12 protein-coding genes and 3 pseudogenes are annotated in these 14,797 nt (G+C 67.8%); 8 read left to right on the top strand and 7 right to left on the bottom strand.

The features are described from left to right. Positions 1–43 precede the first annotated feature (43 nt). Positions 44–1,174, top strand: a pseudogene (locus ACFYOB_RS23920) (phytoene desaturase family protein); the annotation flags it as partial. 111 nt (positions 1,175–1,285) lie between these two features. Here the strand turns inward: ACFYOB_RS23920 and ACFYOB_RS23915 are convergent. Then, complete coding sequence (locus ACFYOB_RS23915; protein WP_388562541.1) at positions 1,286–1,651, bottom strand: PRC-barrel domain containing protein; 366 nt, start codon at positions 1,649–1,651, stop codon at positions 1,286–1,288. 335 nt (positions 1,652–1,986) lie between these two features. Further along, positions 1,987–2,193, bottom strand: a complete 207-nt coding sequence (locus ACFYOB_RS23910) for a hypothetical protein (protein ID WP_388562539.1) — start codon at positions 2,191–2,193, stop codon at positions 1,987–1,989. 93 nt (positions 2,194–2,286) lie between these two features. On the opposite strand from ACFYOB_RS23910, the gene ACFYOB_RS23905 reads away from it, so the two are divergent. Both ACFYOB_RS23905 and ACFYOB_RS23900 read left to right on the top strand, forming a co-directional pair. Next, the gene (locus ACFYOB_RS23905) at positions 2,287–2,598 is read left to right on the top strand and encodes a hypothetical protein (protein WP_388562537.1); all 312 of its coding nucleotides are present in this window, start codon (positions 2,287–2,289) and stop codon (positions 2,596–2,598) included. Positions 2,599–3,569: 971 nt separating this feature from the next. After that, positions 3,570–4,778: a hypothetical protein gene (locus ACFYOB_RS23900; protein WP_388562535.1), complete on the top strand. Its 1,209-nt coding sequence runs from the start codon at positions 3,570–3,572 to the stop codon at positions 4,776–4,778. Here the strand turns inward: ACFYOB_RS23900 and ACFYOB_RS23895 are convergent. The 5 genes and pseudogenes from ACFYOB_RS23895 to ACFYOB_RS23875 all read right to left on the bottom strand — a co-directional run. After that, positions 4,762–6,501: an asparagine synthase-related protein gene (locus ACFYOB_RS23895; RefSeq protein ID WP_388562533.1), complete on the bottom strand. Its 1,740-nt coding sequence runs from the start codon at positions 6,499–6,501 to the stop codon at positions 4,762–4,764. The two genes, ACFYOB_RS23900 and ACFYOB_RS23895, sit on opposite strands and share 17 nt — an antisense overlap. A gap of 79 nt (positions 6,502–6,580) precedes the next feature. Beyond that, positions 6,581–7,207 carry a lasso peptide biosynthesis B2 protein gene (locus ACFYOB_RS23890; protein WP_388562530.1) on the bottom strand — a complete coding sequence of 209 codons (627 nt, stop codon included), beginning with the start codon at positions 7,205–7,207 and terminating at the stop codon, positions 6,581–6,583. 342 nt (positions 7,208–7,549) lie between these two features. After that, positions 7,550–9,388: pseudogene (locus ACFYOB_RS23885) on the bottom strand (uracil-xanthine permease family protein). Continuing rightward, entirely contained in the window at positions 9,385–9,711 is a 327-nt protein-coding gene (locus ACFYOB_RS23880) for a hypothetical protein (protein ID WP_388562528.1), read from the bottom strand. Before ACFYOB_RS23880 ends, ACFYOB_RS23885 begins: the two are co-directional and overlap by 4 nt. Positions 9,712–9,779: 68 nt before the next feature. Beyond that, positions 9,780–9,935: pseudogene (locus tag ACFYOB_RS23875) on the bottom strand (SUMF1/EgtB/PvdO family nonheme iron enzyme); the annotation flags it as partial. A 2-nt stretch (positions 9,936–9,937) separates the two neighbouring features. Here ACFYOB_RS23875 and ACFYOB_RS23870 point away from each other — a divergent pair. The 5 genes from ACFYOB_RS23870 to ACFYOB_RS23850 all read left to right on the top strand — a co-directional run bounded on the left by ACFYOB_RS23870 (position 9,938) and on the right by ACFYOB_RS23850 (position 14,788). After that, complete coding sequence (locus ACFYOB_RS23870) at positions 9,938–10,114, top strand: hypothetical protein (RefSeq protein ID WP_388562526.1); 177 nt, start codon at positions 9,938–9,940, stop codon at positions 10,112–10,114. Beyond that, the gene (locus ACFYOB_RS23865) at positions 10,115–10,381 is read left to right on the top strand and encodes a hypothetical protein (RefSeq protein WP_388562524.1); all 267 of its coding nucleotides are present in this window, start codon (positions 10,115–10,117) and stop codon (positions 10,379–10,381) included. It abuts the gene before it with no gap. 105 nt (positions 10,382–10,486) lie between these two features. Next, positions 10,487–11,923 carry a restriction endonuclease gene (locus ACFYOB_RS23860; protein WP_388562522.1) on the top strand — a complete coding sequence of 479 codons (1,437 nt, stop codon included), beginning with the start codon at positions 10,487–10,489 and terminating at the stop codon, positions 11,921–11,923. 304 nt (positions 11,924–12,227) lie between these two features. Beyond that, positions 12,228–12,980 carry a tyrosine-type recombinase/integrase gene (locus ACFYOB_RS23855; RefSeq protein WP_388562520.1) on the top strand — a complete coding sequence of 251 codons (753 nt, stop codon included), beginning with the start codon at positions 12,228–12,230 and terminating at the stop codon, positions 12,978–12,980. 413 nt (positions 12,981–13,393) lie between these two features. Beyond that, the gene (locus tag ACFYOB_RS23850; RefSeq protein ID WP_388562518.1) at positions 13,394–14,788 is read left to right on the top strand and encodes an MFS transporter; all 1,395 of its coding nucleotides are present in this window, start codon (positions 13,394–13,396) and stop codon (positions 14,786–14,788) included. The last annotated feature ends 9 nt before the right edge of the window (positions 14,789–14,797 follow it).

The following is a 14,797-nucleotide window of genomic DNA, read 5'->3' as shown; positions in this document are numbered from 1 at the left end:
TGGCGCACTGTCCGTTCCGGCAGAAGGACTCCTCCCATGGCCGTCGGACGGCAGGTGCGCCGTACTGGAGCGTCGCGTGGAAGTGGCCTCGGCCGGCCTGGCAGGGTTCGCGGCGCCCGACGGGGACGCCTGGCGGGACATGTACCCGGTGCGGCGCCTCGCCGAGGAGGAGTTCGCCGGAGAAGGCGGCCGGCTCCTGCTGGCCGGTAACGCCCTGCACGCCGACCTGGCCCCCGAGGCCGTCGGCAGCGGCGGCTTCGGCTGGCTGATGTCGATGCTCGGACAGAGCCACGGCTTTCCGGTCCCCGTCGGCGGGGCCGGTGCCCTGACCGCGGCGCTCGTGAGCCACCTCCGGCGCCGCGGAGGCCCTGCGCTGCGGGGAGCGCGTCATGTCCGTCGTCGTACGTGGTGGCACGGCGGTCGGGGTCAGGACCGAGGGCGGGGAGACGGTCGACGCGCGCCGGGCCGTACTGGCTGCACGTCGGCCCCGGCCCTGTACCGGGACCTCGTGGGCCAGGAACACCTTCCGTCCCGACTGCTGCGGGATCTGGAACGTTTCCAGTAGGACTTCGCGACCTTCAAGGTCGACTGGGCTCTGACCCGCCCGGTGCCCTGGACGGCGCCACAGGCTGCTGGGGCGGGGACGGTCCACGTGGCGGACGGCGTCGACGGCCTGACCCGCTTCGCCTCCAGATCGCCATGGGACAGGTTCCCGACCAGCCCTTCACCCTGTTCGGCCAGATGACAACGGCGGACCCCACGCGCTCACCGGCCGGCACGGAATCGGCGTGGGCCTACACCCACCTCCCGCAGCACGTCACCTCCGACGCCGGCCCCGACCGCATCACCGGCCGCTGGGACGCCCGCGAACAGGAAGCAATGGCCGACCGCATCGAAGCCCAGGTGGAACGGTTCGCACCCGGCTTGCGCGCGCTGATCGGCGTCCGCCGCATCCTGGCCCCCACCACCCTCCAGGCCATGAACGAGAACCTCCGCAACGGCGCCATCAACAACGGCACCGCCGCCCTGCATCAACAGGCGGCCTTCCGCCCGACCCCTGGCACCGGAAGACCCGAGACGCCCGTCAAGAGCCTCTACCTCGCCTCCGCGGCCCACCCACCCCGGCGCGGGCGTCCACGGCGCCCCAGGCGCGAACGCTGCCCAACACATCTGAACCGCCCCACCTCCCACCGGTGCCGGTCGATGCCGGTGGGGCGTACGGACCTGCCTCGGTCCCGAATTCCCGTCGGATCCGGGACCGAGGCACACGCCGCCTTGCATCCGGTCAGGCGGGCGGAATGCCGAACGGCATGCCGGAGAGGTAGTGCGTGCCCACGGCCTCGTGATGGTCCGCGTTCCCGAGGTGTTCGTCCCGACGGAACTCCGGAGCAGCCTTGACCTGTTCCTTCGTCCGATCCACGTAGACCTTCTCCGCCGCGTGGTCGATCCGGGTCACCAGGCCGGCCGGAAGCAGGACCTCCTTGCCGAGAATCCACACGCCGGTGTCGACGACCAGATAGGCGTCGGTGACTTCGTCGGAGTGCTTGTCGACCTTTCCGATGCTGCCGTCGAGCGCCTCGACCCCGTAGCCGGTGAGATCGGCCGCCAGGTAGTCGACGCCGACGCGGTAGGCCCACACGTTCTCCGTCATGCGAAACAACTCCTTCGATCGGAACTGTGGCCCCTCCGCCGCCGTGACTCCGGTTGCGGAGGAATCTCCGTCGACGGCGCGCCTGCCCAGGGACCCGCGGCTGCACTCCCCGGCGTGCGGGACCGTCGGCTTGCTCTGAGAAAGAGTGCGCTTCACCGTTTGGGCCGACGGAGGCTGGCCATAAGCGTGGTCATGGGAGTCCGCGGCGGTGAGCGGCGCGGGTTCCGAGCGGGCCCGAGCCGCGTGGTGGCATCCCCCCGCCATCACGCGGCCGGCGCTCCCAGAACTGAGGACCCGTGATGTGAAGCCAATGGGACGAGGCGGACTCCGTTGCCTCAGGAGTGGCGGTCGCCCCGAACGGTGAGGGGCGAGAACCGGTACAGCCCGAAGTCCTCGTAGGGAACGAACAGCTGGCTGCCCGCCTCGGTGATGCGCAGGCCGGCAGTAGTGATGGCCAGACTGTTCGGCGGTTTGAACCAGGACGACTTCACCGTCCAGACCGCGAGCGCCTCCTCCCCGGGACGAGCCGGAGCTCCGCACATGCCCGTTGCAGCGCCTTGTTCCAGGACGCCGTCTCCACGAGATGGAGGTCCCGGGCAGGCTGACCGCGGACGTACTCACGGACCAGGTCGCCGATGAGCTCCGGATCGGCGGTGGATGCCCTGTGCTCATCGCGGTCCTTCGAGGCGTTCCTCGCGATGCAGATACGGCCGGAGTCGCCGCGGCTGCCGAATTCGGGCCGGGGCAGACCTTCGCTGTGCAACTGCGTACTGCTCGCCCTGCGGATGCGCCGGCGCTGGGGCCTCCGGCTCCGAGACACCCGGCCCGGGCTCGTGGCCCTTGCCGGCGTGTGGGGCAATGTCCCGGCGATCCTGGTGGAACTGTTCATGCTGTGGGCCGTGCGCACCCCCGACGGGTCGGGGTCGGTCCTGGGCGACTGCGGATAGGCGCGGTCCGAACCGTCGTCGGCCGGAAGGCGCACGGTGGGCGCTCGGCCGTCGGCCGGTGTGTCTGGCGAGGTTTGCGGTCTTTCAACGGTCCGGGTATCACGTGGAAGTCCAAGCGCAACAACGCGGGTGGAAGGGGGCCAGCGCAACGCCCCGTCCGGCGATGCGGACACCGCAAACTCCGTGCCATGGAGCACGCACACACACTCCGGCCATCAACTGTGGTGACACCACCCATGTGCGGCTGAGATGGGGATTCCTACGGTGTGGCGACACGGAATCGTCCCCGCCCACCGTTCGGAAGTGGTACTCATGGCCGCCTCTGCCACACCCTCCCCAGCCGCCGGCAGCATCAAGAGAATCATCGCCGCGAGCCTGATCGGCACCACCATCGAGTGGTACGACAACTCATCCGACCGGCACTAGGACCTGCGCTTTCCCGGCAATCGGACGGCAAAAGTCAGCACGAAACCAGCACCGTCGCAGAGCGGTGCTGGCCAAGAGGAAAGCGGACCACTTCAGGAGCGCCCCCGGACGCGCTGGACCGGCCGCCGCGCCCTCACCGAGCGCAGTCGTGGTTTGTGCCGTGCGGCTGACCGTGGGTGCAGCGCTGGCGGGCGCTTCGACGCGCCAGCAGGCCGGCGCAGGCGACGGCGAAATCCCTCGCCGTCGCCCGCGCCGGGCAGCCCGGACCCGTTCGGTTAGGCCGTCCAGAGGCATCCAGATGGTGATCCCACAGATCGGCACGGACGATGGTGCTCGAGCCCTCGGCGCAGCGCAACCGCCCGGAACGGTGCGGGAAGGCGACACCGTGCCGGTCGCGGCCGCCATCGGCGCATCCGGAACACAGCGCACGGCTTGCAGTCTCAGGAGGCGATCACATGTGGATTCCACCCACGTCCGGATCCGGCTCCCCCCTGCGGGCGCTACGGGTACCGACGAAAACCCAACGGTCACGGACGACCCCGGTATTGATCCTGCTGGTCCTCCTCGTGACGGCGGGCTACCTGGGCCGGTTCGGCATCAAGGACCTCAGCGAGGCCCTGAGCTTCATGGGACGCGTCACCGGCGCCGGCCTCGTCGTGGCCTCGGCCACCACACTGTTGGGCGGCGCTGCTGTCATGGACCACTGGTTCTGGAGAAGCTTTCCCTATTCCGGGCCGGTCGCACTGGTCGGCACGGTCACAGCATTGTTGACCAATTCCATGCTCCTGCTCGAGGTATTGAAGGGCGACTCTCCGCCCTACACGGCGCTGTCGTGCCTACTCACGGCGGGTTCCGCATGGGCCGTTTTCGCGGTGTGGCGGACATCGGTCGTGATCCCCGCCCCGAAGAAGTTGGCCACGGCGTTCGTCGTCTCCTCTGTAATCGCGATCGGCAATTTTGGCTACCAAAACCTCTATCAGCCATACCAGCACGGGGCCAGGCCGGTCATCAAGCTGGCTGTGGGGAAGCATGAATTGAGCATGGACGGAAAATCGTTCGCCGTGCCGGTCGACATCACGCTCGCCAACGACAGCGAAGTGGGTTTCTACGTCATGGGTGCCGAGTTCCATGCCATGGGGCAAAAGGTGCCGGTGATCGATCACGACCGGCTCCGGCAGGAATGGCGTGACGACGCCGAAAAGTGGAGAAAAACCCAGGAGAAAAGCCCGCTCTCCCGCAGGGAGGTCCACCAGGACGGCGAACTGCTGGCGGCGCAGCCATGGATGGTCCCCGGAGGCTGGATCGAGGCAAGTGACACGTTCGCCATGCGAACGGTCGTGCAGCTACCCATCGACACGCGGTACGACCAAGTGGCCTTCTATGCCACCGTGAGCCTCGCACGCAAGGACCGACTCGGACTGGATTCGGTTAAATTTGCCAGGGATTCCTGGAGCGGCGGCAAAGTGCCTCAGTGGGTGAAGAAAGATAAGAAATTCGACTCCATCATCTACAGCGGCAGGGTTCGCGAAAACAATTCGATCGACGAACATACAATGGACCCCCGTTTCGTCGCCGTTTATTGGAAGTTCGGCACACAGGGTGCAGTCGTGTATTCATCCATCACGCGAAAAGGCGAGGAAGATCGCGTCCCGTCTGACGCGGAAATCCGCGCGGTGCAAAACAGGTACGGCCTCGTCGATGTCGTGACGGGCCCGATCCAGAAATCGCTGTGGGACATCAAGAGCCGTCGATGACCGCCGTTGCCGCACCGAGCGCGCGGGATCGCGGGTCCAGTCGCTCCAGCCACGCCACGAGGGCAAGAGAGCTGTTCATCCGATCCCAGGATTCTGCGTTCCCAACGCCGAGCTGTGCCTCCCTCACTGCCCGGCACAGCACCTCGATGTCGAACATCTCCGCGACCAGCGGATGCCTCGCGGAGCGGCAGAGGTTGATGAGTTCGTCGCCGTGTGCCCGCAAGCCGCGGGCGTAGAGCTGGTCGAAGGGGATCTTGACTGCTCGGCCGCGGATCCGGGAGGGGAGCAGATCTGCCATGGCCTCGCGCAGAACCGCCTTCGGACGGCCCGGATGGAACGTGGCTTCAGCAGGGAGGCGGCGCATCGTGGCGATGACCTCGCGGTCGAGAAAGGGGTGCGAGAGGAAGAATCCGTCCTGCCGTGCCCGCTGCCAGGACAGCGGGTCGGGAGCGGCGAGGTAATTGGCCGCTTCGAAGAACGACTCTTCCGGCCTACGTCCGAACACGAAGCGGCTCTCCGTGATGCTCGCCTCACGGTAGCCGTGGGCCCGCGCAAATCCGTATCGTAGCCAACGGGGGCGGGCGAAGCGGCCAAGGCCGCCCAGCACGGTCCCGCGGCGGTCGAGCGCAGTGATCCGTTCGGCTGCCAGTGGAAGGGTCGGCCGCATGACGTAGTCGTAGACGACGTCACGCACGCCGCGCTCGGTACCTGCGGCCCAGGCACGTGCCTGCTTCGTCATCTGCCGGAGCTGCCCTGTGCGGGCCAGTCTATGCAGGTGAAGAGGGTTGGCGTCCGCGATCGGATCGGCCCCGCAACCGGTCATGAGAGTGTCACAGCCGAGTTCCGAAGCTTCGCCGTGGAGCCTGCTCCAGAACGGGGCGCGAAAGGCGTGCGCATGGGGCTCATCCGCGTCTCCCGCGTGGTGTTCGAAGTCGTCGAAGTCGGCCACGTCGCCGACATCCGCAATCACCGGGCGGGCTGCCGGTGCATGACGGCAGACCTCTTTCATGGCCTCTTCCAGGTACGGCTGCTCCCCGGCCAGCTCTCCTCTGTCGAAGCGCCCGGCGAGCAGGACGAGGTCCCCACGGCGGCCCTGTCCCGCGCCTAGCAGACGGGCTGCGAGCAACGCGATGCTGGTGGAGTCGGTGCCGCCGGAGACGTGGCATGCCGTCATCCGGCCCACTCGGCGCGCGACGGCATGCTCCAGCGCGAGGCGCAGGTCTTTCGCGGCCCCGCTGAGACGGCGCCCGTCTGCTGTCGAGTCCCGCAGGTCATCAGCCTCACCGATGTGTCTGCGCACCCGACCGCGCATCTGCCCAGTGATCGAAAGCTCCACCACCTCGCCGCCGAGGACCCGGTGCACACCGGAGAACGGGGTGAGTTCTGAGTGCGGTTGTGCCATGTTCCCCGTCAGAAACCGGCAGAAGTAGCTGCGTTCCAGCGCTTCGAAGTCGCCCAGACAGCGCGCCGACGTACTCACCGCGCTCACGCGCCCGCCGGACTCCGTGAAGAACAGAGGGATGCGCGCACGGTCGTCGCGCATCAGCACAATGCGGTCGCGGCACACCAGGACAGCCGCATAGTCGCCGATCGGCAGACGTGGTGTGGCTCCCGTCCGGCCGACGGCGTCCAGGAGCCCGCGCGCGCCCGCCACACGGTCACGGACCGAGCCGACCCAGCCGACGACCACGGCAGTGCCGGCCCGTGAGGAGACCGTCGTCACGAGTCCCTGCCGAGCCATGGCCTCGGCCGCCCGGAGCCTCGGTGCACCCCCGGCCCAATCAAGGCGGAGTGCTTGCACGTCACTGCCCGCCGCAACTGATCGAGAGAACCGGCGTGTACACGTGCCCCCGCGGATCGGCATCAGGGATGCACACGCCCGCCGAAGAGCTCCAGGCATGCAAGGCGAACGGGTGCTCGCGCACACCGACGTGAAGCACGGCATTCAAGCCACATCGCCGCAGAAGGACGAAGGCCGTCACGGCCTCGGCCTTGCAATCGTCGTTCACGAACCAGCTTCTGTGACTGTGTGATCGTACTGCTCGTTTCAGCCGTGCCACCTCCTCCACTGAGGGGGCGTCTGCACGCGCGTACACCGGTGCCGCCAAGGACAGGAGCCGAAGGACGCGCCCGAATCCCATGGTCCGGATCGACAGGTGCACTCCGCGTAGCCAGAGCCCGACCTCAACGTCCGAGTATGTCTTCCGGCGATCCGTCGCGCACCCGGCGCGGATGAGATCGGTGACGAGTTCAGCGCGTTCCTCGGAGCTTCCCTCAGCGAATTTCTGAACATCCGTCATCGTCATGCCGAGAAAACGGGTCCGCCGCCTCCAGTCGGCGATCAGGGCACCGCTGGATGTCCTGGTGACAGAGCAATGCGGTGACAGAATCCGCGTAATGGCCACCAAGGTGTCGGTCTCCTCCGCCACCGCACATACTCCAAACTCGGTCTGCCGCACGGACTCTGCGGCAAGCCGAGTTCGACACGGTGAGCTGTATCAGGACTGATATCCGTGGCCGTCGTAAAGCCCCCCGCTGAACCCTCTAATCAAACGGCCGTTGCCGAGAAGAACAAGCCGATGCGGTTTACGGCGCCGCAGCCTTCGGACAAACATCGCCTACCTCCAGGATCAGGCAGTGTCGGTCAAGTCCAGGCTACTCTGCGTCGAATGCCCCGCAACCGGACTGTGCACACCACGAAGCAGTTCCCGCGGCGGTCTGACCAGCAGGACCCACCTTGGTGCAGACAGGTTGATCAGGACATCACCCGGTCACTGGGCAGGGCGGGGGACGACGTGAAGGGCGTCGCACCCGTGCACGCGAAGTTGACCGCTGGGAAGTAGTTGTCCTCGACGACGGTCCCGAGGCCGTCGCAGTGAGGAAGCGGGCTCGGTACACCGAGCACCACCTTTCGATGTCGGTGGGTGGGGACGCTGGCCAGCCGACCACGCCCCGAGGCCGCAGCCGCGACGACATCCCGTCGGAGCGGCCGGACGGCGCAGCACGCCCACCCCGAGAGGGCCCGGCTCAGGCGGCCGCGCGCGCTTCGGACGGCGGCGGGCAGTCGCGGCAGCGGCCGCCCGGGTGCGGGGCGCGGAGGCGCGGTCGCAGCTGTCGCAGGTCTGGAACGGGTCCGGCCGTCTGACCGGCCTCGCAGCCGGGGCCGCCGGCAGGCGCGGCGGGAGCAGTGCCTCGAGCCGGTACGCGAGGACGGACGCCGGGCTGCGCATCGCCTCGGGGAGGTTCCCGGTCAAGGTCAGCACGACGGCTTCGGGGTCTGCCCCTCGTTCCGGCCAGGTCGATACGCCGGGTGCGAGGCCGTGTTCAGCACCACCGCGGTGAGGGTGCCCGCGATTACTGCCCAGGACCATACGCACCCAGCCGGGGAAGCCGTCGTACAGCCCCGGCGAGACGACCGGCAGCAGCCCCGCGGCGAGCGCGATGGCCACGACCATGGAGTTCGTACGGTCTGTGAGGTCTACCCGGCGCAGCATCTCCACGCCATCACCGCGATCATCGCGTACACCACCAGCGCGGAATCCGCGACGACGGGCGCGGGGATGCCCGCCAGCAGCCGGGAGACCGGCGCCAGCAGCCCGGCGGAGCAGCGCGCCTGCGCCCGCCGTGACGAACCGGCTGCGCACCCCGGTGAGCTTGCCGATGCCGATGTTCTCCGAGCTGGTCACGAGGAGGGACGCGCCGAACATGCCGCCCAGCAGGGAGACCACCGCGTCCGCGTGGACGACCCGCGGCACGTCACGTCCGGGTTCCGGAGTACGGCCCACGGTCTCGCGGTTGAGGACCGTCTGGCCGGTCGCCTCGGCGAATGAGGCCAGACTGAAGATCAGCAGAGGCAGTGCGGCGAGGACGTCGAAGTGCGGGGTCCCGTACGGAAAGAGGTGCGGGAGCGCGAGCCCGGACCCCTGAGCCAGGGTGAACGCACCAAGCCCGGAGACGGCCGCGAACGCCGTCCCTGCGGCCATCCCGATCAGCACCGCCATCTGCCGCCACACGCCGCGCAACAGCACGTACGCGACGAGCGTGCAGCCGACGGTCAGCGCGGCGAGGGCGACCGCCGACGGTGCGGCGGGCCGGCCGCCACCCAGCCCGACGATCAGCTACGCGGCGACGCGCACCATGGCGACCACGATCAGCAGCACGGTGACGCCCGTGATCAGCGGCGGGAAGAGCCGTACGATCCCGGCGTAGAGCGGTAGGACGGCCAGCAGCAGGGCCGCCGCGAGCAGCACCGCCCTGCTCGCAGTCGCCGCTCCGTGCTCGGCCGTGACCTGCAGGAAGATCGCGGTCGCGGCTCCGCCCGGCAGCATGACGAACGGCAGCCGGGCACCGACCCGGAACGTCCCGAAGGACTGCAGCAGTGCGCCGATGCCGCACAGGACCAGGGGGGCGCTGAGCAGCGACGCGGTGCGCTCGCCGGAGAGCCCCAGCGCGTCGGCGGTCAGGAACGCGGTGGAGACCGGAGCCGAGATCACGGCGAGTACGTGTTGGGTGGAGCGCGGCGCGAGCCGCCGCAAGGGCAGTCGCTCGTCGACGGGAGGGACGGCGGCACGTGCTCCCGGAGCCACGGGCGTCCCGGCGGACGTTCTCATGGCCGTACCCCGGCACCCAGCCACGGCAGCTGCTCGGGGCCGTAACGATACGAACGGAAGACGGCGTTCGGCTCGGCCGGGAAGAGCTCCCGTACCTCGGACTCACGGTAGGCGCCGAAGTACGGGACCACGTACTCCCAGCACAGATAGCCCTCCGCCGTCAGACCCGTCATCAGCTCCGGGTCGCCTTCACGACGGCGACGGAACGCGGCACGCGGCTCGTCCAGTCCACAACCAAGCACGTGCTGCGCGGAGGAGAGCCGCCGCTCCGGTTCGCCCAGTCCGCGCAGCAGGGTGGTGAGTGCCGTTTCTCGGGCCGCCACGTATGTGCCGGACTGTCCAGCGCGCTGCGCCGCCGCGATGATGTCCTGCTCAAATGCCCTCCGTTGGCCTACGGGCCGGGCTTGGTACTGTCCGCGGCCAGGCGGAAGCCGATGTTGCCCGTGGAGCTGTCGGGAGTGTTGGAGCTGCGGGCCGCGACCCGGTAGCGGTTGCAGTACGAGGCGTGGCAGAGGGAGGAGCCGCCGCTCATCACGCGGCTGGTGTCCGGTGTTCCGTGATGCCCTGGTCGCGCTGGTCGGGCACTCCACGCAGCGAGTATGTCTGCGCCAGGACCACCTGGCCGGCCGGATCCGCGAGGTATACGGCGACCAGGTCGACACGACCGTCACTGAGTGGGCATGCGCCCACGGGGACGTTGGATGGGCCAACCTGACCGGTCCGTAGTTGACCGTGCTGGACTGGGAGAGCTGGGGCATGGCGCCGGTCGGGTACGACGCGGCCTGCCTGTGGACGGCACCCCTGCCCGTGCCGGCCTTGGCGAGTCGGGTGCTGGCAGTGTTCGCCGATGTCCTCGGCACCCAGGCCGGTCGCCTCGCCCGTCTGATGCTGTGTGCCAACGTCGAGCGTGTGCATCGCCGTACCGGGAAGACCTCCCCGCTGACTGTTCTGGCCCGGACGGCGGCCACGGACTTGCTGGAATCGCTGACCTGAACGTGTGTCAGTGCCTGGACGTACCATCCAGACTGATGCCGCGTCGTTGCGGCCGGCACACGGTTCCTTGGGGTGGGCTGGCCAAGGCGATGGGGAGGTGCCCCAATGGGGTGGGAGTCCTTGCTGGTATCGGAGTTCAAGCGACTCCAGTCCACTTCTGACGCGCATCGACGTGGCCGGAAGCTCGAGGAGTTGCTGGAGCGGCTCTTCCAGAACGCGCACTTCCGCGTTCAGCGCAATGCCGGCGCTGCGCGACCAAGGCAAACCGACCTTGTCGCGGGCTACGGCGACGCCTGGTACGTAATCGAGGCCAAATGGGAACAGGCGCCCGTTGACGTCAACACCTTCGACAGCGTGCGGGCCCGCGTGGAGCGTGCCGGGCCCGCCACTATCGGTGTGATCATCAGCATTGCTGGCTTCACGGAATCCGTCATCCAGCAGGTCGTCGAGTTTCGAGGGCGGCAGCCCGTACTGCTCATCGGTGAGAAGGAACTGCTGCAGCTCCTCCGCTCGCCAGAATCGCTTGCCAACCTGTTGAAGGCGAAACAGGACGAACTTGTCGCCCACGGTCGTGTCCACCTTGGTCTGGACACCATGAGGAAGACCAAGCGCCGACCGATCAATGATCTGCCGGCAGCCAGCGTCTCCCTGCTCGGGGACACCCTGGAGCCGCTGCCGTACATTACCGCCGACGACAGCTTCGCCGAACTCATCTTCGTACACGAACTACCCGACGTCGACTGGGTGATCGCCAGCGGCAACGGGGTCACCCTGGACCTCCCCGTCCGCCGCCTAGACGAAGGCGGTCTCATTGATCTCGTCCACACGCTGAACTCCATGGGTTGGACGACATCCGAACCATCCTGGAGCATTCGGCAGGCAGCCACGGCGTGGCACGGAACCGGCGCTCGGGAGTTCGTCAACGCGCTGACTGGCAGGAAGAAGCGCTACGGCGGACTGGAGGACATCCACCACACCGAGCAGGTCGCGTACTTCGACACCTGCCTCGGCGGAGGCTTCTACACGCTGACAGCCGATGTCTCCAGCGACCCTTCCCGCGTCGTACTGCGCTGCAATATCTCCTTCCAACTGGTGGGCATTCCGGTCGACATGGCTCCGCTCCGGCACCTTTTCGAGCGATACGACGCGATGGCCTCGGGCTTCCTCCGTCCACTTACAGGCCGCGCCGTAACCCGGGAACACCTGGAGGAGCACGAGCCGCTGGAAGCCGTCGGGTACCTCGTCTCCTGTGAGGACGTCCCCTCGATCTCCTGGGCCGAGCGCCCCGAGAGCCCCTCGGAGGAAGCGAGCATTCCGGATAAGTGGGTCACCGGCATCGTGGCCAGAAACCCCTACTACAGGGCTGAGCGGGGAACGACGCCGGAGGGCTGGCCGATGGCAGTCGAGTCCAGCGAGTTCATCATCTGCGCCTTGCGGAACCACCATCCACTGGAAAAGAGGCCCGAGGGCTACTCGCTGGTCTCTTGGGAACTGGCGAGGACCTCGGACGCCAAGGTATTCCGCCCCGTGGCGGACTGGTAGAGGATCAAGCGGCAGGCTGCGGAACGAGCATGCGGGGGCACCGGCGCCGGTGGTGTGGCTGGTCTTCACCTGTTTCCTCCCGAGGCCCGGGCAGTTGGTGGTTTCGTTGACCACGAGCGAACCGCGAATCAGATCGCAGCGGTATCTCCGAACGGCCGCCGGGGCCGTCAAACCCGTCAAAGATCGTTTTGTTGAACGAGGTAGACGATGGCGCACGAGCGGAACGTGAAGCTGGCCGCCGCGATCGCGGAAACCGGCTGGTCGCGTCGAACCCTGCCAGCACGTGCGGACCAGTCGGCGGCGCGTGAAACGAAGGACGAAGAAGACCATCCGTCTACCGACGCTGGAGGAGATAGAGGCGATCGAGCGCCACCTGCCAGGGCCGTACGAGCTCCTGGTGTGGCTCATGGCTGGCTGTGGGCTGCGTATCGGCGAGGCCTGCGCCGTGACGCTCCAGCAGTTCGACTTCGATGCGGGGCTCATCTTCGTGGACCGCCAGATCACGCAGGACGGAGAGAACGAAGAGCCCAGAACCGCCGTTCAGAAGGCGATCACGAAGGGACGGGGGCGGGCCCATTGCATCCGGCACCTCAAGTGGCGTGACCTGGACGAGGGCAGAGTGGCCCCTCTGCCCCCCACGCTCGCAGCCAAGGTCCGGGACCACGTTCAGTCGTACGGGACGTTCCGTGTCGAGCAGGGCGTTAACCGTCTGCACGGCGACTACCTGTTCTCCAACATCGGGCGCACGAACATCCTGATGTACTCCCTCGTCGACCGTCTTTGGCGCACGGCCAAGCAGGCTGCCGGAATCGCGAGGAAGATCACCCCGCACTGGCTGCGGCACTTCTTCGCCTCGGCCGGCCTGTCGAAGGGAGTGCCGGTCACCGACATGGCCGAGTGGCTGGGCCACCGGGACCCGCGGATTACCCACGAGACGTACGCGCACATCATGCCCGACGCCCCGGAGCGGCTGAGGACCCTCATGGACTCCGTCCTCACCAGGGAGACCGAACTGAGGCTTCCCCTGGAGTTCGATGTGCTGATCGAGGCGGCCTGACCAATAGACGCGAGACTGTGATGCCGCCAGCCCGGAGTGAGGCTGGCGGCATCACTGCGTGCGGCACTCCGGGCTCCGATGCATCCAGGAATGACCGAGTTCAACGCTCCGTAGTCAGCACCGAACCAGCACGGGAGAGGTCGAGAGGGGTGCTAACAAGGTGCTTTCAGGTCAGCACCAAACCAGCACGGGAGTCAGCAGCGTGCCGTTAAAGCGTGGCGCATCGGGCATAACTGACACCCCTCGGTCAGTGATGCCGGCCGGCCCTGCGTGGACCTCAGGGCGTCGGTGTGGTGGTCGTACCGATACATGAGGGGCCAATTATGGTGGCCCGCCACATACGCTCGTGACCTGCGGGTTCCTATGGTGTGGCGACACGACGACGTCCCCTGACCCACTCGGAAGTGGTGACCATGGCCGCCGCAACACACGCTCCTACGCCGCCCAGATCGCTCGCGCGCATCGTCGCCGCCAGCCTGATCGGCACCACCATCGAGTGGTACGACTTCTTCCTCTACGGCTCCGCCGCCGCGCTCGTCTTCAACAAGCTGTTCTTCCCCAGCAGCGAGCCGCTGGTGGGCACGCTCCTGGCCTTCCTCACCTACGCGATCGGCTTCGCGGCCCGCCCGCTCGGCGGCGTGGTCTTCGGCCACTACGGAGACAAGGTCGGCCGCAAGAAACTGCTCGTGCTCAGCCTGCTCATGATGGGCGGCGCCACCTTCGCCATGGGCCTGCTCCCCACCCACGCGAGCATCGGCGTCGGTGCGCCGGTCCTGCTCACCCTGCTGCGCCTGGTCCAGGGCTTCGCCCTCGGTGGCGAGTGGGGCGGGGCGGTGCTGTTGGTCTCCGAGCACGGCGACGACAAGAACCGCGGCTTCTGGGCCTCTTGGCCCCAGGCCGGCGCTCCCGGCGGCAACCTGCTCGCCACCGGCGTCCTCGCCCTGCTGGCCGCCGTCCAGTCCGACGAGGCCTTCCTCGCATGGGGCTGGCGGGTCCCGTTCCTGCTCTCCGGCGTGCTCGTGGTGATCGGCCTGTGGATCCGGGTGTCGGTGTCCGAATCCCCGCTCTTCCTCGAAGCGCAGGCCAAAGCCGCGGAACAGGCCGCTGCAGGCGCCGGGGAGAAGGCGCCCGTGGTGGAGGTGTTCCGTACGAACTGGCGAGGAGTGCTCACCGCGGTCGGAACCCGTCTCGGCGAGAACATCTCCTACTACGTCCTCACCGCGTTCCTGCTCGTCTACGTCACCACCCACCTGGGGCTGTCCAAGAGCAACGGCCTGAACGCCGTGCTGATCGGTTCCGCCGTCCACTTCGTCACCATCCCGGCGTGGGGAGCGCTGTCGGACCGGATCGGCCGCCGTCCGGTCACGCTCATCGGCTCCGTCGGGATGACCGGCTGGGCGTTCGCGTTCTTCGCGATGCTCGACTCCAGGTCGTTCCCGGTCATCGCCGCCGCCGTCACCGTCGGGTTGCTCTTCCACGGCGCGATGTACGGACCGCAGGCGGCCTTCATCTCCGAGATGTTCGACACCAAGGTCCGCTACTCCGGCGCCTCGATGGGCTCCCAGCTCGCCTCGATCATCGGCGGCGCCCTCGCCCCGATCATCGCGGTGGCCCTGCTGGAGGACTACGGCTCCTCCCTGCCGATCTCGGTCTACCTGGCCGCGGCGGCGGTGATCACGAGCGGGACCGTCCTTGCCGCCAAGGAGACACGCGGGCGTAATCTGGCCCGGTCGTACAGTCCGACCCCCGTTCCGGTACCCGGCCGCCGTCAGGCCGGGGCCGAATCGATGTCCGCCGAGCGGACTTAGGCCCGTCGT

This window comes from Streptomyces sp. NPDC006463 (assembly GCF_042870715.1).
In the GTDB taxonomy this organism is placed as follows: Bacteria; Actinomycetota; Actinomycetes; order Streptomycetales; family Streptomycetaceae; genus Streptomyces.
This window is presented reverse-complemented; position numbering and strand designations above follow the sequence as displayed.